We start from the raw sequence: 17,578 nt of genomic DNA, 5'->3' as shown, positions 1-17,578 counted from the left end.
CTATTCGATCTTTAGTCTTGGGTTTATGTCTACTGAGTTTATATTTTCCAATCCTCCGTATTTAGTAATTAACTTCTTAGTATTTAGACCTTTATTTTTGAGATATGCACAAACTCCAACCATCCCTGCATTATCACCATTTAGTTTTTTGTTGTATGGAACAAGAAGTTTAATTTTATGTTTTTTGCATAGTTTTCTAAGTCTTTTTTTAATTTCTATGTTGTTTGCCACACCTCCCCCAAAAAGTAGATTTTGTACTTTAATCTTCGAATTTCGAATTTGATATTCTAGCACCTTTTCTATGTGGTCAAAGGCCGTTGATTGGAAAGAGGCTGAAAGATCATATATGTCTTGTTTGCTTGGATTTTTAACCGATTCTACAAGTCTTAAAAAAGCAGTTTTTAGTCCTGAATAACTAAATCTATCTTTAGTTTTATCATTTTGTAGTGGTAGTGGTAATTTATTTTTGTCAGGAGTACCTAAACGTGCAAATTTTTCTAAAATTGCCCCTCCCGGGTACCCCAGTCCTAGTAGCCTTGCTCCTTTATCTAAGGCTTCTCCCAAGGCGTCGTCTGAGGTTTCTGCTAGTATCTCGTATTCTCCAATGTTTTTGATTAAACAAAGTATCGTGGTTCCTCCAGAGAGTACCAGACCAAAAGCTGGGAAGATTGCTGACACATTACTAGTAACTTTCGAGTTTGGTCTTGCAAATGGAGAGAGTAGGTGTGCCTCGATGTGGCTTATAGGTACTAGTGGCTTATTGTGTTCTCTGGCTAGTTCTTTTGCTTTATTAACCCCAACAGATAACGCTATGGCTAATCCTTTACCTACAGTAACTGCGATACAGTCAACAGATGAGAGTCTGCAATTAGCTTTGGCCAATGCCTTTGAAATTACCCAATCAATACGCTCTTGATGTTGTCTTTGTGCGAGGCTAGGAAAAACACCTCCGAAGCTAGAATGAAGGCTTGATTGGCTCCAAACGATATTCGAAACGACCTGCAAATTGGCCGTAACAGCCACAGCAGTCTCATCACAACTCGTATCGATAGATAAAATACGCATAATTCTTGTATATTATATATTTCCCCAGCTAATTAGACGGTTATTCTCGTTTGATTGCTCAGTTGAGGGATATTCTATTTTGACCCAGACTATAATTGCGTCTTCTGAGTAACTTTTAATTTCTTGAATCACTCTGTCTGCCCACTCTATAGCAATAACAGTATTATTTAGTAATAATTTATTAATTCCAAGCTCTTTAAGTTCGCTGTCTGGCTCGGTCATTCTCCAGGTATCTATATGATAAAGAGCCTGGGTATTGGTTTTTGGAGTATAGTGATTTAGTAGATCATAAGTTGGTGATGTAATTTTATCTCTTATATCCATAGCACGAGCTAGACCTTTGACAAACTGGGTTTTACCTGCCCCCATTTTACCCGTTAAGGCAAAAATAATTGCCCTTTTGTTGTGGTAGTTTTCATATTTTTGCCAAAGTTCTTTGGCTATGTTTTGCGTGTTTTCCTCACTCCTTGAAAGAACTTCATTTTTGTCTTTCAGTTTTATTTCTCCTTGTCTTAGGATGACTGGTTTATCATCGAGTGTGGTATCAATTACCGTTGATGGTTCATTGCGTGGAAGTTCTCCTGCATCAACCATTAAATCAATTAACCCTTTTTGTTTTTCTGAGATGTTATCTAAAATGTCTGAAAGTTTATATGGTCTTCTTTGATAACTTGCATTCGCTGATGTTGCTGTAATTGGTTTTTTTAGTTCACTGCACACTTTTTGAAAAAAATCATAATCAGGTATTCTAATTCCTAGCGTGCCGTTTTCTGCCTCGACCCCGTCTGCAACTAAATGTTTCCCTGTTGAAATAACAGTAACAGGTCCAGGGAGAAATTTTTTATATAAACCCCTAGCAGTTTGGTTGAGTAAAACATACTTTTCAGCCATTTTTATATCAGTAACACCAACTGAAAATGGTTTTCCAAATGGCCTATTTTTAAAATTTACAAGCTTTTTTACAGCTTCAGGGTTTGTTGCATCCACTGCTGCAATATATACAGTTTCAGTTGCCATAAAGACAAGTTGTCCTTTTTGCAATGCTTGTACAGCAATATTAATCGCGCCATTGTTTTCCGGAATGATTTTCATTTGAGTATTTTATCATTCGTAGTATAATTTTACGAATGGTTGACCTTCCTAAAAATATTCAGAAAGCACTAAACAATATCTACGTTACCACATCCCCGACCTCAATTTTTTTATATGGGTCTAGAGCACGAGCAGATTTTATAGAAGGTAGTGACTATGAAGTTGGCGTGCTTTACAAGGAAAACAAAAAAGTAAGCAGATCTGATTTGGAAAAAATGAACGGTGTCGACAATCTTAGGATTTATCCGTTTGATCATGACCAGTTTATTAATGGTGACATAGACACTCCATTTCCAAATAATACCTATATGAGAAGTTTGGTTACTAAAGCCATAACTCTATATGGAAACACGGTTGTAGAAACGTTAACCCCACCAAAGATTAGGATGATAGACTTGTTTGAGGAAGCCACTTTTCAAATCTCACGTGCTTATACAGCAATGTTATCAGATCGAGAGGGTGATATTGTTAGTGCAAAGGCAGGTTTTGTCAAATCTGTTTTATATGGCACCTCCGTATTGATTGCTTTGAAACTACAAAAGTTTGTTGTTAGTTACGACGAAATTGTAAGATTGTCGCGCAGTTTGAATCTAAGTGATGAATATGTGCGTTTAATTGAACACTCATTTGATGTACGAAATGGCGCAGAACTAGAAAAACAAATGTTATACAAAAATATGTCATATATATCTAAGGAAGTGATTGCTCCAATCAAGACAGAGTTAGGTTTGGGTAATAAAGTAATTATTTGAGCTTTTCAACTTGTGGTTCATCCTCTTTGAAATTCTTATATTCTTTTTTAATTGACTTAAATATTACAAATATTGCAATTGCTAGAAATATCCAAGCAAGGACGCCAATACTACTGGTAATTTTTCTCAAGTTTTCTTTTTCATAACCTGCAAAGTAGCCCAAAAAAACAAGCATTGAGACCCAACTTAATGATGCAAAAAATGCATAAAGGTTAAATTTAAGTAGGTTATATTTTTCTACTCCTGCAATATAACTAATCCAAAATCTTGTTAGGTTAGCCATCATTGAGGTTGTTAGGATCGCAGGTCCATTATTTTTTAATATTCTTTTTGCAAAACTGGCATTTTTTTGTTGGTGAAGTTTATTAACAAGCCACATTCCTGTTTTACTACCCAAAATGTATGCAAGTATAAAAGCTACCCATGTACCCAAGGTTCCCCAAACAATGATTGGAATAAGGGGAATGTTTGGATTTCCATTTGAAAGGTATCCTGCAACCAAAAGAATTGCACCTCCCGGGACAGCCCAACCTAGTGGTGTAATTTCAATTAAACTCCCAAAAAAAATTATTGGATAACCCCATTGTTCAAAAAGTAGGGCAATTTGATCTAGTAGATTTAGTAAATCCATAGTTGGTATTATATATTATATTGAGAAAGGAAACTAAATCGGCAGGACTTGTTTGGTTAGAAGGTTATTATAGTTCATTAAGTTTACCAATTTTTGAAAAAACTGACAGCAATAGTATAAGCGGGCTACCTCTTCAGAAAGACGATCAAACACCCATGATAGACATAGAAATTGTAACATATCTGAAAACAGGGGAAATACCAAAATCATCTATAGCCCAGTACCACGTAAGTAAACAGCTTGCCATGGGCGATAGTTAGAAACAAACTTTTGGTCAATAAGTGTTTCATCACCCCTTGTTACTTTGTAATCAAAAACAACCCTTGCCCCATAGGCTCTGTATTCAATTTGTTTTGTTGTTCCCATTGGTAGGGAAGGATCGTCAACATACAAATCTTCTGCTGGTGTAACTGAAGACGTGATTATCGGTTTGGAAACTGATGATACTCTGCCGTCGCTGGTTCCATATATTTCAAAAACTAAACTTGAATTCTTGGTATCAATAATAGGTTGAATCAATAGATGTGCTTCTGTGTTGTTTTTGAATTTTAAATCGGTTGTTGGATAATAAATTGTTGCATCTAGACCTGGAGAAAACCCTTGCTCATAATAACCAACCCTATATGAGTGAGCTCTTCTTTCAACTATTGGTAGTCCAGCATTTAAGACAGCTCTAAAAAGTGTTGTAGAGACTTGACATATACCACCACCATCACCAAGAACTGTTTTTCCATCTTTAATGACATATGCTGATTTGTAACCAGTAAGGGCTGATATGTCTCCGATAATATTATTAAACGAAAATGTTTCATTAGGACCAACCAGAATTCCCTTAAATTTTGATTGGCCGAGATTAATATTGTAAACCCTGTTTGCAATTGAACCCCTGTAGTATGACAAACCTCTTCCTAGTAGTGTATTAATACCTAGGTTGTTTACATCTTCATTTTTAATCTTTGCTGGTTGCTTAACAACTGGAACACCAAATGACAAAGATTTAGTTTCAGAGTCTATGATTTTATCTAATGATGTTGTTATCTCACTTAATAGCTCATCCTCATTAACAGTTATACCTTCTTTAGATGGTGTAAACTCCAACACCTTTCCATTTTCAACTATAAAAACAGAGTTTTGAGGATTTCTATTTATTTTTCTTGATATGTCTGAAATTTTTAAAATAATGACATCTTCCATAAATTGACCTTTTGGATTAACAAATTTTAGTAAATCGTTTTCTGAAAGGATAATGTTGTCAAATTCGTGTTTAAGATCTATCTTTGAACCTATGAACTTTTTAGCTAGTGATGTGTATTCTAATACTTCTGCTTGATCAAGTTCGTCGTTTGTTTGAATTAAATCTATTACAATTTCTTTGTTGTTTAAATACGAAAGATTATTTTTAATTTCTTGTTCAGTTTTATCTAAGTCTGCAACTATTCCATTTTTACCTTTTTCAACAACTACTTGACCATTTATAATCTTGGCGCTAGGAGTAACTGGTTCTGTCTCTTTAACCAAAGTTATAATTGCTAGTGTTTCCTCAAGTTTTGATTGATTATAGTTTATTGTAAGTGGTAAGTTATGTGGTTTAAAAATCAAACCAATTTTTATTCTTATGTCTAAAAATACATTTCCACTATTTGAATAGTTGTAAGCCCTGCTAACTGTTTTGTCTAAGTCAACTGCATCTACTATTTCTGAGGTTAGAACTTCACTTTCAAGACCCTCTACATTCAACTTCACTTTTTCTGGAATACTAACCTTTTCAAGTTCTTTTTTAGCATCCTCCTTGCTTAGGTCACCTAAATAAATTCCAGCTACATAAGTATTTGGGTATATTTTTTTATTAAACGGTAAAATTGTTATTAACAAAAGAATACTAAATATTAGAAAAATGAATAATGAAACTACATAAATATTTTTTTTAGGTTTCTGTTTTTTGGCCATATTGTATGATAACATTTATCTATGGATACTAACCAGCCTGTAGCTGTTAACCCCACACCAACCCAAATTCCAACTGAAAAGATGGATATCTCAAGCATACCTTCTACACCAAAACCCAAGTTTCCTATTAAAATGATTGCTCTGGTGCTGGGAACACTTGGATTAATTGGAATTATATTTTTTGCTTTTAATTACTTTCGTAGTTCAGGAGGTGGCACCACTTCAGGTGAAGTAGTATGGTGGGGTTTGTGGGAAGATGAGGCAGTAGTTAGTAGCTTAATATCTGAATACCAATCACAAAATCCAAAAGCTACAATTAAATATGTGAGACAGTCGAAAGAGGATTACAGAGAAAGACTGACAAATGCATTAGCCAAAGGCACTGGACCTGATATTTTTAGATTTCATAATACATGGGTTCCAATGTTTAAATCAGAATTAGATCCAGTTCCTGCTTCTGTTTACTCGGCCTCTGATTTTGCCCAAACATTCTATCCAGTTGCCGTTTCAGATTTAAGTTTAAATGCCAATGTTGTTGGTATTCCTTTAGGGTATGACGGTTTGAGTTTGTACATCAATGAAGAAATATTTGAAAAGTCAGGTAAAACATATCCAACGACGTGGAATGAATTAAGGCAAACAGCCAGAGAACTAACTGTTAAGGATGAGACCGGTGGGATAACTCAAGCGGGTGTCGCTTTGGGCAGAACAGAAAATGTTGATCATTGGCCAGAAATCTTAGGTCTTATGATGTTACAAAATGGTGTTGATCTGGTTCGTCCAACGGGTCAACTAGCTGAGGATGCACTAGATTTCTATACTATTTTTTCTATCGAAGATGAAGTTTGGGATGCAACACAACCTGCTTCAACTGTAGCTTTTGCAGCAGGAAAGTTGGCAATGTATTTAGGTCCAAGTTGGAGATCTTTTGAAATTAGATTGCAGAATCCAAATTTAAGATTTAAAACAATTCCTGTTCCACAACTACCAAAAACCGTAGCCAATGAGCCTGATGTAAATTATGCAAGCTATTGGGTTGAAGGTGTGTGGTCAAAAAGTAAAAATAAGACAGTTGCTTGGGACTTTCTGAAATATGTCTCAGAAGAACAAAACCTTGAAAAAATGTATAATTCAGCCTCTAGACAAAGAATGTTCGGGGAGCCATATCCAAAACAGAATATGGGTAATTTGCTTTCGGATCATCCAATAATTGGGTCAACCGTAGTCGGTGCAAAAACAGCCCAGACTTGGTTTTTACAAAGTAGGACTTGGGATGGTCCAACAGGTATAAACAGTCAAATTAACAAATATTTTGAAGATGCAGTTAATGCAGTTAACCAAGGTAAAGAATCAAGTAACTCACTTGAAGCTGTATCTTCAGGGGTAATTCAGGTATTATCTCAGTATGGCATCAGGGTCCAATAATCTTTCTGTAAAATATCACGATATCTTTGATTATAAATTAACCAAAGCAGAGGCCATTAGGTGGCAATACAAAAGTCAAAAAACTGTAGTTAGTGGAATTAAAAATAAACGCAGACTTCAAAGAGAAAAATATTCACAAAAAAAGTTAATAATTGCAAAAAAGGCAGCTAAACTAATTTCTAAAATTCCATCAGTATTATTTGTGGGAATAACAGGCAGTTTGGCCATGATGAACGCGGGTAAAAACAGTGACATTGACTTAATGATAATTACTAAAAAAAATACACTTTGGATTACAAGGTTATTTGTTTATTGTTTAATAATTACAAGTCGCCAATCGTTGCGACGTCCACAAATTGCCAGTGAACGTGACCGATTGTGTTTAAATATATGGCTTGATGAAACAGATTTGATATGGGTTAAAAAAGACAGGAATATCTACACTGCTCACGAAATTGCACAAATAATCCCACTAGTTAATAAGCAAAAAACATATGAGATGTTTTTACGATGTAATCGATGGATATTAGATTATTGGCCAAACTCAGTCAAAATAAGTAGCAAGCAGTATAAGGTATACAGTAATCAAAAAAGTAGTTTATTAACAATAATTGAGCCCATTGCCTATAAACTTCAAAGATTATATATGAGTAGCAAACTAACTAAGGAGGTGGTTACCCCAACTCGTGCCCTGTTCCATCCCCGTAATAACTCAAAATATATTGATAGAAAGTTAAAATAAGGTAGCACTCCACTTGCCATATTGCTAAATTGCCTCTTGACACAACGTATTCTATGCATAAAATAGAGAAGTAATATGAAAGTTAATTTAAAACCAACTTCAGGATATTTATTAATAGAACCTCTAGAAAAAGAGGTCAAAACCTCATCGGGTATTTATTTGCCAGAAACAACTGGAGAAAAACCACAAATGGGTAAAGTTATTGCTGTGGGCTCAGCAGAAGTTTGTGATTGTAAAGATGGTTCCTGTAAAAAAGAATCTCCAGCTAAAGTAGGAGAAACAGTATTGTATAAAAAATGGGGTGGGAATGAAGTCAAAATCGAAAACAAAGAATATTTATTTGTGAAGTTCGACGATGTTCTGGCTGTCGAAGCCTGAACTTCGGTTACTTGGATATATAATATTATGGCTGCAAAACAATTAAAATTTGGGAAAGACGCAAGGACCGCCTTAATGGTTGGTATTGATTTGGTTGCCAAAGCTGTGGTTACAACACTTGGCCCCAAAGGAAGAAACATTGCATTGGATAAAAAGTGGGGAGCTCCAAACATAGTTCATGATGGTGTATCTGTCGCAAAAGAAATTGATTTACCAGATCCATTTGAAAATATGGGTGCACAACTTGTAAAAGAAGCTTCAAGTAAAACTAATGACAATGCGGGTGATGGAACAACAACCTCAACACTTTTAGCTCAGGTAATGACCGCAAAAGGTATGAAATTGGTTGATGAAAGTGGAAGTAATCCAATGATCCTTAAAAAAGGAATTGAAAAAGCAGTTGTTGCAGTTGTGGCAGATCTTAAAAAAGCTGCAAAGCCCATTAAAAGTCACGAAGAAATAAAACAAGTTGCAACAATTTCAGCTGGGGACGCTGAGATTGGTGAGAAGATTGCAGAAGCTTTGGATAAAGTTGGCCGTGATGGTGTTGTAACAGTTGAAGAGGGTAAAGGTTTTACGATTGATATCGAATACAAAGAAGGTATGGAATTTGACAAGGGTTATGCTTCTCCATATTTTGTTACAGATCCTGCCAAGATGGAATCAGAAATTGAAAATCCATATATATTATTGACTGATAAAAAAATAACTTCCATCCAAGAATTGCTACCATTTTTAGAAAAATTTGTAAAAGTTAGCAAAAACTTAGTAATTATTGCAGATGAGATTGAAGGCGAAGCTCTAGCCACATTAGTTGTAAATAAATTAAGAGGATCATTTAATGTTCTAGCTATTAAAGCTCCAGGATTTGGTGACAGAAGAAAAGAGATGTTAGAAGATATTGCAGTATTAACAGGAGGAACAGTTATATCAGAAGATACAGGTAGGAATTTTGAATCAATTGAGATGACAGATTTAGGACAAGCTGAAAAAGTTTGGGCAGATAAAGATAATGCAAGAATTATAGGAGGAAAAGGAGACAAGGACGTAATCAGTAAAAGGTCAAATCTTTTAAAATCCCAAATTAAAGCAAGTGATTCAGATTATGACAAGGAAAAATTACAAGAAAGACTTGCAAAATTAGTTGGAGGAGTTGCACAAATTAATGTTGGTGCTGCGACAGAGATAGAATTAAATGAAAAGAAAGAAAGAGTAAAAGATGCAGTTGGAGCCACAAAGGCAGCTGTTGAAGAAGGAATTGTTCCAGGGGGAGAAACAGCAATATTAAGGTCAAGAGAAGTAATTAAGAATCTAAAACTTGAGGGAGATGAAAAATTAGGTGCAGACATTGTTTTTGAGTCACTTGAAGAACCATTTAAATGGTTAGTTAAAAACGCAGGAGATGATCAAGACAAAGTATTAAAGAAGATCCTTGCTTCAAAAGATAGAGATTTTGGCTACAATGCCCTAACAGGTGAATTTGGATCACTAACAAAAATGGGAATAGTTGATCCTGTAAAAGTAACAAGATCAGCTCTAGAAAACGCAGCTTCAGTAGCAAAGACTGTAGTGACTACTGAAGGGCTAGTTACAAGCCTACCTGAGCCTGTTACCCCAGCTCCTCAAATGCCACAAGGTGGTATGGGAATGGATTATTAAGCCCACTTTGTGGAATTTTCAATTTGCAATCTGCAATTTTCAAACTTGACAGTGTCGTTTGGTGGGTATATAAAGTTGTTATGACAATTGAATTTAAAAGGCCGCAGCCCCCTACTAAAAAGAATCCGTTGGAAGAAGCGCTTCTTGAAATTGCTTCAGATATAGGTGTACCAAGAAATCGTTGGGAACAAACATGGTATGATCTTGCCAAAAAAGTAGGATATACGGAAGATCAAATTGAAGCTGAAGCCATTAGAAAACGACAGGAAATTACTAAGCCATAGTTTCTTCAAATCTTTTGATCAGTAGTTAAGTTTTTTGTGACAGTTTTATAAAGTTAATTTTTAATGAGAAATTGTTTTAATAAACTAGACGAATCTGTTATTTTAGAACTTGCAAAAGCTAAGAAGTACTATGAATTGGCTAAGATCTCTGCGCAGGAAATAGCACAAACGGCGCTCACTTCACATTCTCAAGCTGGGGATAGGTTTCACTCACAAGGCACAGCAGAATTAACAAGACAAAAATATGAAACAATTCTTTCTTTAAAAAAAGAAATTGACTTAAAAGGCGAAAAAATAGTTTTTAACTACAATAACGAAACAGTCTATATCGTTGATAACCCAATTATGCTTTCAGGGTTTAAAATAATATCTAGCATGTCCCCGTTGGGAGAAAAAATTTTAAATGAAAAATAAACTTTGGGAAGAGGCTGAAAACAAACATCAAAAAGACAAATTTATAGGGCCATTAGTTAAAAAGTGGGGAAGTTGTACTATTAAACCAATTTCAAAATTAAAATATTTTGAAGATTTGGTTGATGCAATTTGCTCTCAACAATTGTCAGGTAAGGCTGCAAAAACAATATTTGGAAGAGTTAAGACTTTGCTTGTTAAGGTTACTCCAGAAAGTATATTATCCAAAACTGATCAAGAATTAAGAGACTGTGGCTTGTCGTGGCAGAAAGCTACATATTTGAAAGATCTTTCAAATAGAATTATGAATAATGAATTACGGATTATGAATTTGAACAAACTAACTGATGAAGAGGTAATAACAGAATTAATTAAAGTTAAAGGAATTGGAAGATGGACTGCAGAAATGTTTTTAATGTTTTCACTTGGGCGACCTGACATCTTTCCAATAGATGATCTAGGTATTAAAAAAGGTTTTGAAAAAGTAACTGGCAAGAAATGGGACAAGATAAAATCTGCAAACTTTGCGGAAAAGAACTGGAAGCCTTATAGAACATTAGCCTGTTGGTATCTATGGAGATCACTTGAAAATAGATAATTTTGTGGTACATTTCCTTCTATGAAGGAAAATCTAGAAAAACTGAGAATAGAGAAGTTCAGTGTAATTTTTGTAATTTGGGATGGTCAAATTCAATTAGAGGAAAGAATAGAACCTAAGGACAAGTATTTTGGCTACACAATAGTTCCAGGCGGTAGTTGTGAAAAAGGCGAAACATATGTGAGTGCGTTAAAGCGTGAGATGAACGAAGAATATGGAGCAACACCAACGAAGTTCGAACAAATTGGAGTTATTCGGAATGAGGACAAAGATACTGTTAATTTTAGACATATATTTTTGGTTACGGAGTGGGAAGGTAAATTAAATAATGTTGAGATGCGAAATAAGCACTTACGCACCAGTCTCAAAATGGCAAAACAATTATGTAAACACCCCATTTCTCAGCAAGTGTTAACCCTAGTTGAAGATCATTTATCTCGGCAAGACTGAAAGTGGGTTTATAGGTACACCCCTATCTCTTACTTCTAAATGTAAATGGTCTCCAAAAGATCTTCCAGTTGCTCCCATTTCACCGATTACTGTGTCAGTTGTTACTTCCTGACCTTCAACAACGTTAATTTTGGATAAATGGGCATACAAAGACTTTAAGTTGCTACCATGGTCAATAATAATATGTTTACCATATCCAACAGTAGAATGAATTACAGTATCAACTTGACCCTTTTTAATAGGCTTTATATGGTCTCCAGTTTCACCATCTAAGTCAATTGCTGGATGGAAAAACTTATAAGTTTGTGTAATTCTCATATTTTCAACAGGATTTTGTATTGCAACTGTTGTGTGTATGGGTGTACTAGATTCAAGAACAGAAACAACAGCCTCATCGGTCATATCTCCATATGAAACAGAAGGCAAGAAAGAGGATGCAATAAGCATCAAGGCTATGTTTGTGCCTAGAAGCTTTTTAACTGTTTTGTGCTCAAAGATGTATCTAAACAGCTTGTGTGTGTAGCCACCAACATGGTATTTGATATTTAGCCTCTTTTGGGTTGGGATGATAGGCTCATCCAAAGCAGATTTACGCCTTTTAATTAGCCGATATTCCACGGCAAGGCGATAATTAGGCAGATGTAGGGTTAGTTTTTGCATATTTCCCCCTTCGGGTAAAAAACAAAAATCCCGCAATAATCTTGCGAGATGTGCTTATTCTAACATATGAAAAGCCCAAAAGTCAAATAATATGGGGTATTTTAAAAGTAAATAAAAATGAGATCCGGGCGGGAATCGAACCCGCGAATAAGAGTTTTGCAGACTCTCGCCTTACCACTTGGCCACCGGATCAGTAGCCATATTGTATCATATGGCTACGCTTTAATTAGCCTTGACCGTAATTTTTCTTGGTCTTGAGCTTTCGGTCTTTGGAATATCTATTTTAACTACTCCATCATTAACAACCGCTTCTGCCTTATCCCATTGACCCCCTGATAGTGCAGTGGTGTAGTAATATTGGTATGAAGATGACTTATACTCATTCTTTGTTTCTGTCTCTTCTTTGACTTCTGCTTTAATGGTGAGTACACCGTCTTCAATATCAATTTCTACGTCCTTTTTGGGTACACCTGCAACAACCGCCTCAACAATAATGGACTTATCAGTCTCATGGATCTTAAGCCCTTTTTGCAAGGAAGGCATTGCAAAGCTATCGTCTAATAAACTTCTAAATGGTTCAAATCTTACAAGTTGCATATTTTTTTATTACCACCTCCTTTCATTTCTATTATCACTCTATGTAACTGAGTGCCAAGTAAATAATAATAATTTTAATTTTCTTTGTCAAGTGTTTTTTTAAAAATAATTAAGAAGCTAGACTTGTAACGAGCTTGGCTCGTGATAATATTAGATGAATGAAAAAGAAATTGATAAGCATATTCCTTGCGCTTTTAGGTATATTAGTTGTTGGGTATGGGGGGTTGTCTTTTTTGGGTCTATTTAAAGATCAAGAGTCAGGAATTCTAGTTGAAGCTGATCCTGAGTCTATTGTTTACATAAATGAACAAGAGGTGGGAAGAACGCCATACGAAGCAAACTTAAGTGCAGGTGAAATAACCTTAAGGGTTAAACCTATTGATACTGGGATTATTTTAGATGACTATGAAACCAAAATAAACTTAACTTCAGGAGTAAGAACAATTGTCAAAAGAACATTTAAAGACGTTGAGGAATTTTCAAGTGGGGTAGTTGTTTCATTTGAGAAACTGGGAGGATCAGAGTCATATATCACGGTTGTGTCTGTACCTGATAATGCACAAGTTATTGTTGACAATAAAATTGTTGGTTACACACCCCTACGTGTAAAAATGCCAGCTGGGGACCACAACTTAATTGTTTCGTCTGATAAATATCTTGAAAAGTCTTTACCAATTAGGGTCTATGCAGGATACAAATTAACAGCCTCAGTTAAGCTTGCAAAATCAGACGTTGTTGAGTCACAAATAATTGAAGAATTGTCTGGTAGTACAGACATAGAGGGCCTAGGTAAAATCAAGGTTAACCAAACAGATATAGGATTTTTAAGGGTCAGAAGTGGAGCTAATACAGGATTTCCAGAAATTGGACAAGTTAAGCCAGATGAGGAGTATGAAATTTTAGAAATAGATGAAAATGGAATTTGGTACAAAATAGAATTTGTAGGCACTGAAGGCGAATCGCAAGCAGGCTGGGTTAGTGCAGAATTTGTGACAAAGCTAAATTCCCCTAACTGATACTCCTGAATAGAGGATGAAGTAAACAAATCCTACCCAAAGACTAATTGAAATGATGAGGGCCTTGTCTGACAAGAAAAGTTTTTCTGGAGCTTCTGACTTACCTTCAAAAATTAGAACTTGGTATCTCATAATGCCAAAAATTACTAAAGGGATTGTTGCCATCATCAACTTGTTAACAGTTGTTGCTTTTGAAACCTCGGCCAATAAAAGCCAAAAGTCCAGAGAAGCTCTTGGACTTTCATAAAATGTGTACAAACCCCAACTCATCCATGTGGCATTACCAAACATTGTTACATAGCTGTTTAGAAGCTCTCTCGAGTACTTAGAAAGACTTAAGCGTGTTCTACCATCTTCTGCATTGGATAAATTTATTTCAGACCTTCTTTTACCTGCCGCCAAAAATAGTGAGGCTGAGACTACACAAAGCAAAAACCAGACGGAAAGATGTGCATCTATTACCAGGGCTCCTGCATAAACCCTTAAAATAAAACCCGTGGCAATAATTAAAATATCAATTACGTGAATATTTTTCAAACCTAAGCTGTATAAGACCTGCATACTTAAGTAGAAAACCAAAAGTACAAAAAACAAATGGTTTAATGCTTCAGCTATAACCAAAGAAACAAACAGTAGGATTAGCATTTCAAAAATTGCCAAATTAAGAGGTAACTTTCCTGATGCTATTGGCCGATTCTTTTTGTGAGGATGAAGAACATCTCTTTTAGCATCCATTATGTCGTTAAAAATATATGTTGCGGAGGTGGCTAGTGAGAAAGAGATAAATGAGATAATCACATTTGCCAACAAGCCCTTTTCAAACAATGTGCCTGTTAAAAAAATAGCTGCAAAAAGCGCAAAATTTTTGACCCAATGGATAGGCCTCGCCACTCTTATAGCCTCTTTAGCTGTGTTCATCGCCTGCCAAATTAAGTTAGTCATTCTTCTTTCTGGTTAAAAATAATATTAAACCGCCCACAACCAGTATTACACCAATGATTGTATACAACTTGTATGTGCTATTCAAATTGAGAGCCAGAATTCCAAGTATCGCTGTGAGTGACCAGTAAACCTGTGAAACCTGTTTCTTGCTTAAACCATAGTCTAGGAGTCTGTGGTGTAGATGCCCTCTGTCACCCCAAACAGGAGACTTTCCTGACATTATTCTGCGCATTATTGTGTACCCTGTATCAATAAGGGGTACACCTAAAACTACTATCAATGTTCCCACCTTAGTTGTTGACAGTATTGATGCTATGGCTAACATATATCCCGCCAGAGTTGAACCACCATACCCTGGCATAATTTTTTGTGGAAACTTGTGCCAAAGAAAAAAACCCAAAAAAGCACCTGCGGTGATGCCGGTTAAAAGAATAACAGGCCATTGGGTTGTATCGGTAAAGTAGGAAAACGAGAGTGCGGTTATGGTTAAAGCAGAAATTACTGTTACACCTGACAATTGGCCATCAATTCCTTTGGCGCCCATATTGACCACATTCATCATAAAAACAATCCAAAGAAGGGCGAATACATTAGAAAAAAGTGGGTTAGACAGGTCAATAATGCCACCAAAAGGGTTAGTTAAAAAACTAATTCCAATACCTTGAGATACAGGAATGTAGGCTGCCAAAAATCCCAAAGCCAATCTAAGATATGGATTTAAATTATATTTATCATCAAGATGACCCATCACAAAAACGATTCCCGCTCCGATTAAAATCGAGACAATATGTTTGTCTATAGGAATAAAGATAAGTGAAGCAATAAATATTGCGATAAAAACTGGAATACCCCCACCTCTTGGGATTGGCTTCGTGTGGATTACTTTTGGATGGTTAGTTTTTCTTGGGTCATCCATAATACCAAGTTTTTTGGCATATATAATTACAACAGGAGTAACTAAGGCTGATATTAAAAAAGCCGTGAGTAGGGGTGTAAAAAAAAGATTAATTGTACCCATTTAATTTGCAAAAGATCCAACTAAAAATACTATTTTGGAGGTAGCAATCACATTTAGAATAGTAACTGAAACAGAGGTAAAGGCTAATATCTTTTTAATATATTGGCCACTAACTTTTAATGCTATTATAAAGTTTGCCGTTACCAAAAAAGTTGAAATTAGCGAGGGGACTAATATCATATAGTTAGCAGCTAATTGGCTAGTACTTTTAGGTAATCCAAAAAAGAGAGGTATCTCGGGGGGAAGAATAACAGTCGAAACTAGACTAATAAGAATAAATACACAATTTACAATGAAAGAAGTCACGAAAAGAGACTTCAATGGGACAGAAGTTTCTTTTATTTGTTCAAGTAGAGCCATATTTGTGATGAACCAACTTCAGAGATTATATAATAGTTTTGGTCCAAAAACACATCTAGAGATTTAAACGGTTTTGAGTTTGGGGTAATTACTACAAATTTAGGCATAGCGTTTGTGAGTTCTAGTATTGTTCTTTCTTCGGTTGAAAAGTCCATAAAGTGGTAATCAGCTACATATTTTGTTGGTGGAAGCCGTCTTGATAGTGAATATATGGCAGCTGAGTCACCGCTCCAGACAAAGACCCGATCATCCTTAGAGGCTGATTTGGTTAGAAAATCTGCAATCTTATAATTATTAGAAACTTCACTCGAAAATTGATTAAAATATTCGGTCCTCTCAGTTTGCATGGTTGCAAATTTTATAAACCTTTCGTAATAGGGAATTGTAGGATAATACCAAAACTTAAAGTAGTAAGGAACAAAAAAAGCCAAAGTAAGTGGGATAATAGTAAAACTTTGCTCAATACTTTTAAGAGTAAAAAGCATGGCCAAAAGAATAGTTGTTGGGGCAAGTGATTGTAAAAAATAGTGTGGGTAAGGTCGTTCAGACAAAGATACTGCAAAAAGAGTTGCCAACAACCAACTTGAAACGAAAACAAATTGCTTAGAAAGTTTATTCCTTAAAAACCAAAGAACTACAAATCCTAAAATCATTAATCCAAACCGAATAAGTAGTGGACCATTTTTAACTAGAAAAGGTATTTCTTCAGATGATCTTTTCCAACTACTTAAGTAGCCAAAATTTTGTAAGTAGGCAGCTACTAGGTATTCTGAAAATGCACCTTTAAAGTAGTACCAAGCAAAGGTTAAAAGTATTGGGACCAAAAAACCAAGAGACAGGTATATTATTTTCTTAAATAAGTTTATAAAGTCACCCTTTTTGGTGAATATTAGCCAGAATGCTATTAAACCCATTATGTCAAAAGCAGCTACAATTTTATAAAGTGAAGCTAGGGAAAAGAGAATTCCTATTAAAAACATATTCCTAAAGTTGTCCTTTTTAGTAAATACATATATAAAGGCAAGTAATATTGGTACCATCATGAAGTTTTCTGCATTGGCTATATTACCCTCAAGAAGTGGCAGGGTTGAGAAGATACCAAATATAATTGTACCTATTTTGTGAAGCCTTTCCTTTTGAGGGAATAAGTTTTTGACTAATTTCCAAAATAGATAAATAGAAAGAAGGTTAAAACCAGCAAGTAATACTTTAAAAACGAAAAGATTTCCTGAGATGGCAGCGGTCAAATAGAGTAGTGGTGGTTTGTTGTCGTGCAGACCAGAGTATAGCTCAACTCCTTGTCTAACGCCTTCTCCAAGAGTTAGGTAAATCATTTCATCACCGTAATAGTATGGTTCAAAAAATGAAGGGATTCTAAGTAGTAGAATAACTACAAAGAAAATCTCAAGCCAAAGGGGAGTATCAATAATTGATATTAGTTTGTTCCAAAGCGGTAGGATTATTTTGTTCCACATCGCCATACTGTTATAATCATAACATATGCAAAACATTTTAGTTACAGGTGGTGAAGGATTCACTACGAAGTAGCAA

Annotated in this window: 21 protein-coding genes and 1 tRNA gene; 11 read left to right on the top strand and 11 right to left on the bottom strand. The window is 35.3% G+C overall.

Annotated features, from left to right (window positions below):
* Positions 1-1,065, bottom strand: a complete 1,065-nt coding sequence (gene tsaD, locus QY322_03035) for a tRNA (adenosine(37)-N6)-threonylcarbamoyltransferase complex transferase subunit TsaD (protein ID WKZ25342.1) — start codon at positions 1,063-1,065, stop codon at positions 1-3.
* 12 nt (positions 1,066-1,077) lie between these two features.
* A complete protein-coding gene (locus tag QY322_03030) occupies positions 1,078-2,157 on the bottom strand; it encodes an L-threonylcarbamoyladenylate synthase (GenBank protein ID WKZ25341.1) in 1,080 nt (359 codons plus the stop codon).
* Between the two features lie 35 nt (positions 2,158-2,192).
* On the opposite strand from QY322_03030, the gene QY322_03025 reads away from it, so the two are divergent.
* Positions 2,193-2,909 carry a hypothetical protein gene (locus QY322_03025; protein WKZ25340.1) on the top strand — a complete coding sequence of 239 codons (717 nt, stop codon included), beginning with the start codon at positions 2,193-2,195 and terminating at the stop codon, positions 2,907-2,909.
* Here QY322_03025 and QY322_03020 read toward each other — a convergent pair.
* The gene (locus QY322_03020; protein WKZ25339.1) at positions 2,902-3,540 is read right to left on the bottom strand and encodes a VTT domain-containing protein; all 639 of its coding nucleotides are present in this window, start codon (positions 3,538-3,540) and stop codon (positions 2,902-2,904) included. The genes QY322_03025 and QY322_03020 overlap by 8 nt on opposite strands.
* A gap of 20 nt (positions 3,541-3,560) precedes the next feature.
* Here QY322_03020 and QY322_03015 point away from each other — a divergent pair, with 20 nt between their 5' ends.
* Entirely contained in the window at positions 3,561-3,800 is a 240-nt protein-coding gene (locus tag QY322_03015) for a hypothetical protein (GenBank protein WKZ25338.1), read from the top strand.
* Here QY322_03015 and QY322_03010 read toward each other — a convergent pair.
* Positions 3,751-5,487: a VanW family protein gene (locus QY322_03010; GenBank protein ID WKZ25337.1), complete on the bottom strand. Its 1,737-nt coding sequence runs from the start codon at positions 5,485-5,487 to the stop codon at positions 3,751-3,753. The two genes, QY322_03015 and QY322_03010, sit on opposite strands and share 50 nt — an antisense overlap.
* Before the next feature lie 21 nt (positions 5,488-5,508).
* On the opposite strand from QY322_03010, the gene QY322_03005 reads away from it, so the two are divergent.
* From QY322_03005 to QY322_02970, 8 genes are all read left to right on the top strand, one after another.
* Positions 5,509-6,912: an extracellular solute-binding protein gene (locus tag QY322_03005; GenBank protein ID WKZ25336.1), complete on the top strand. Its 1,404-nt coding sequence runs from the start codon at positions 5,509-5,511 to the stop codon at positions 6,910-6,912.
* Positions 6,893-7,654, top strand: a complete 762-nt coding sequence (locus QY322_03000) for a hypothetical protein (protein ID WKZ25335.1) — start codon at positions 6,893-6,895, stop codon at positions 7,652-7,654. The genes QY322_03005 and QY322_03000 overlap by 20 nt, the downstream gene beginning before the upstream one ends.
* A 75-nt stretch (positions 7,655-7,729) precedes the next feature.
* Entirely contained in the window at positions 7,730-8,032 is a 303-nt protein-coding gene (locus QY322_02995) for a co-chaperone GroES (GenBank protein WKZ25334.1), read from the top strand.
* Positions 8,033-8,059: 27 nt separating this feature from the next.
* Positions 8,060-9,691, top strand: a complete 1,632-nt coding sequence (groL, locus tag QY322_02990; protein WKZ25333.1) for a chaperonin GroEL — start codon at positions 8,060-8,062, stop codon at positions 9,689-9,691.
* An 80-nt stretch (positions 9,692-9,771) separates the two neighbouring features.
* On the top strand, positions 9,772-9,975 hold the full coding sequence (locus QY322_02985) for a hypothetical protein (protein WKZ25332.1): 204 nt from the start codon (positions 9,772-9,774) through the stop codon (positions 9,973-9,975).
* A 63-nt stretch (positions 9,976-10,038) separates the two neighbouring features.
* The gene (locus QY322_02980; GenBank protein WKZ25331.1) at positions 10,039-10,389 is read left to right on the top strand and encodes a hypothetical protein; all 351 of its coding nucleotides are present in this window, start codon (positions 10,039-10,041) and stop codon (positions 10,387-10,389) included.
* Positions 10,379-10,984 (top strand): DNA-3-methyladenine glycosylase, encoded by a 606-nt coding sequence (locus tag QY322_02975; GenBank protein ID WKZ25330.1) that lies wholly within the window; start codon positions 10,379-10,381, stop codon positions 10,982-10,984. The genes QY322_02980 and QY322_02975 overlap by 11 nt, the downstream gene beginning before the upstream one ends.
* A 21-nt stretch (positions 10,985-11,005) precedes the next feature.
* Positions 11,006-11,434 carry an NUDIX hydrolase gene (locus QY322_02970; GenBank protein ID WKZ25329.1) on the top strand — a complete coding sequence of 143 codons (429 nt, stop codon included), beginning with the start codon at positions 11,006-11,008 and terminating at the stop codon, positions 11,432-11,434.
* Here QY322_02970 and QY322_02965 read toward each other — a convergent pair.
* The 3 genes from QY322_02965 to QY322_02955 all read right to left on the bottom strand — a co-directional run bounded on the left by QY322_02965 (position 11,417) and on the right by QY322_02955 (position 12,691).
* Positions 11,417-12,094, bottom strand: a complete 678-nt coding sequence (locus QY322_02965) for a M23 family metallopeptidase (GenBank protein ID WKZ25328.1) — start codon at positions 12,092-12,094, stop codon at positions 11,417-11,419. The genes QY322_02970 and QY322_02965 overlap by 18 nt on opposite strands.
* 120 nt (positions 12,095-12,214) lie before the next feature.
* A tRNA-Cys gene (locus QY322_02960) sits at positions 12,215-12,286 on the bottom strand.
* 30 nt (positions 12,287-12,316) lie between these two features.
* Positions 12,317-12,691, bottom strand: a complete 375-nt coding sequence (locus QY322_02955) for an Hsp20/alpha crystallin family protein (GenBank protein WKZ25327.1) — start codon at positions 12,689-12,691, stop codon at positions 12,317-12,319.
* Between the two features lie 158 nt (positions 12,692-12,849).
* Here QY322_02955 and QY322_02950 point away from each other — a divergent pair, with 158 nt between their 5' ends.
* Complete coding sequence (locus QY322_02950) at positions 12,850-13,707, top strand: PEGA domain-containing protein (protein WKZ25326.1); 858 nt, start codon at positions 12,850-12,852, stop codon at positions 13,705-13,707.
* On the opposite strand, the gene QY322_02945 is transcribed toward QY322_02950, so the two are convergent.
* Genes QY322_02945 through QY322_02930 form a run of 4 tightly spaced genes read right to left on the bottom strand, consistent with a single transcriptional unit; the run spans position 13,690 to position 17,502 of the window.
* The gene (locus QY322_02945) at positions 13,690-14,649 is read right to left on the bottom strand and encodes a decaprenyl-phosphate phosphoribosyltransferase (protein WKZ25325.1); all 960 of its coding nucleotides are present in this window, start codon (positions 14,647-14,649) and stop codon (positions 13,690-13,692) included. The two genes, QY322_02950 and QY322_02945, sit on opposite strands and share 18 nt — an antisense overlap.
* Complete coding sequence (locus tag QY322_02940) at positions 14,642-15,667, bottom strand: MraY family glycosyltransferase (protein WKZ25324.1); 1,026 nt, start codon at positions 15,665-15,667, stop codon at positions 14,642-14,644. The genes QY322_02945 and QY322_02940 overlap by 8 nt, the downstream gene beginning before the upstream one ends.
* Complete coding sequence (locus QY322_02935) at positions 15,668-16,027, bottom strand: hypothetical protein (GenBank protein WKZ25323.1); 360 nt, start codon at positions 16,025-16,027, stop codon at positions 15,668-15,670.
* A complete protein-coding gene (locus QY322_02930) occupies positions 16,006-17,502 on the bottom strand; it encodes a hypothetical protein (GenBank protein WKZ25322.1) in 1,497 nt (498 codons plus the stop codon). Before QY322_02930 ends, QY322_02935 begins: the two co-directional genes overlap by 22 nt.
* Positions 17,503-17,578: the final 76 nt, after the last annotated feature.

This window comes from bacterium (assembly GCA_030583725.1).
GTDB lineage: Bacteria > Patescibacteriota > Microgenomatia > UBA8517 > UBA8517 > JAUYMM01.
The sequence above is the reverse complement of the archived record's forward strand: the minus strand, read 5'-3'. Positions and strand labels throughout refer to the sequence as shown.

Coding starts and splice junctions, on each gene's coding strand:
- QY322_02950 (WKZ25326.1), top strand. CDS start 12,850: ATGAAAAAGAAATTGATAAGCATATTCCTTGCGCTTTTAGGTATATTA.
- QY322_02970 (WKZ25329.1), top strand. CDS start 11,006: ATGAAGGAAAATCTAGAAAAACTGAGAATAGAGAAGTTCAGTGTAATT.
- QY322_02935 (WKZ25323.1), bottom strand. CDS start 16,027: ATGGCTCTACTTGAACAAATAAAAGAAACTTCTGTCCCATTGAAGTCT.
- groL (WKZ25333.1), top strand. CDS start 8,060: ATGGCTGCAAAACAATTAAAATTTGGGAAAGACGCAAGGACCGCCTTA.
- QY322_02975 (WKZ25330.1), top strand. CDS start 10,379: ATGAAAAATAAACTTTGGGAAGAGGCTGAAAACAAACATCAAAAAGAC.
- QY322_02985 (WKZ25332.1), top strand. CDS start 9,772: ATGACAATTGAATTTAAAAGGCCGCAGCCCCCTACTAAAAAGAATCCG.
- QY322_03000 (WKZ25335.1), top strand. CDS start 6,893: ATGGCATCAGGGTCCAATAATCTTTCTGTAAAATATCACGATATCTTT.
- QY322_02965 (WKZ25328.1), bottom strand. CDS start 12,094: ATGCAAAAACTAACCCTACATCTGCCTAATTATCGCCTTGCCGTGGAA.
- QY322_02945 (WKZ25325.1), bottom strand. CDS start 14,649: ATGACTAACTTAATTTGGCAGGCGATGAACACAGCTAAAGAGGCTATA.
- QY322_03025 (WKZ25340.1), top strand. CDS start 2,193: ATGGTTGACCTTCCTAAAAATATTCAGAAAGCACTAAACAATATCTAC.
- QY322_02980 (WKZ25331.1), top strand. CDS start 10,039: ATGAGAAATTGTTTTAATAAACTAGACGAATCTGTTATTTTAGAACTT.
- tsaD (WKZ25342.1), bottom strand. CDS start 1,065: ATGCGTATTTTATCTATCGATACGAGTTGTGATGAGACTGCTGTGGCT.
- QY322_03020 (WKZ25339.1), bottom strand. CDS start 3,540: ATGGATTTACTAAATCTACTAGATCAAATTGCCCTACTTTTTGAACAA.
- QY322_02940 (WKZ25324.1), bottom strand. CDS start 15,667: ATGGGTACAATTAATCTTTTTTTTACACCCCTACTCACGGCTTTTTTA.
- QY322_02995 (WKZ25334.1), top strand. CDS start 7,730: ATGAAAGTTAATTTAAAACCAACTTCAGGATATTTATTAATAGAACCT.
- QY322_03005 (WKZ25336.1), top strand. CDS start 5,509: ATGGATACTAACCAGCCTGTAGCTGTTAACCCCACACCAACCCAAATT.
- QY322_03010 (WKZ25337.1), bottom strand. CDS start 5,487: ATGGCCAAAAAACAGAAACCTAAAAAAAATATTTATGTAGTTTCATTA.
- QY322_02955 (WKZ25327.1), bottom strand. CDS start 12,691: ATGCAACTTGTAAGATTTGAACCATTTAGAAGTTTATTAGACGATAGC.
- QY322_03030 (WKZ25341.1), bottom strand. CDS start 2,157: ATGAAAATCATTCCGGAAAACAATGGCGCGATTAATATTGCTGTACAA.
- QY322_02930 (WKZ25322.1), bottom strand. CDS start 17,502: ATGTGGAACAAAATAATCCTACCGCTTTGGAACAAACTAATATCAATT.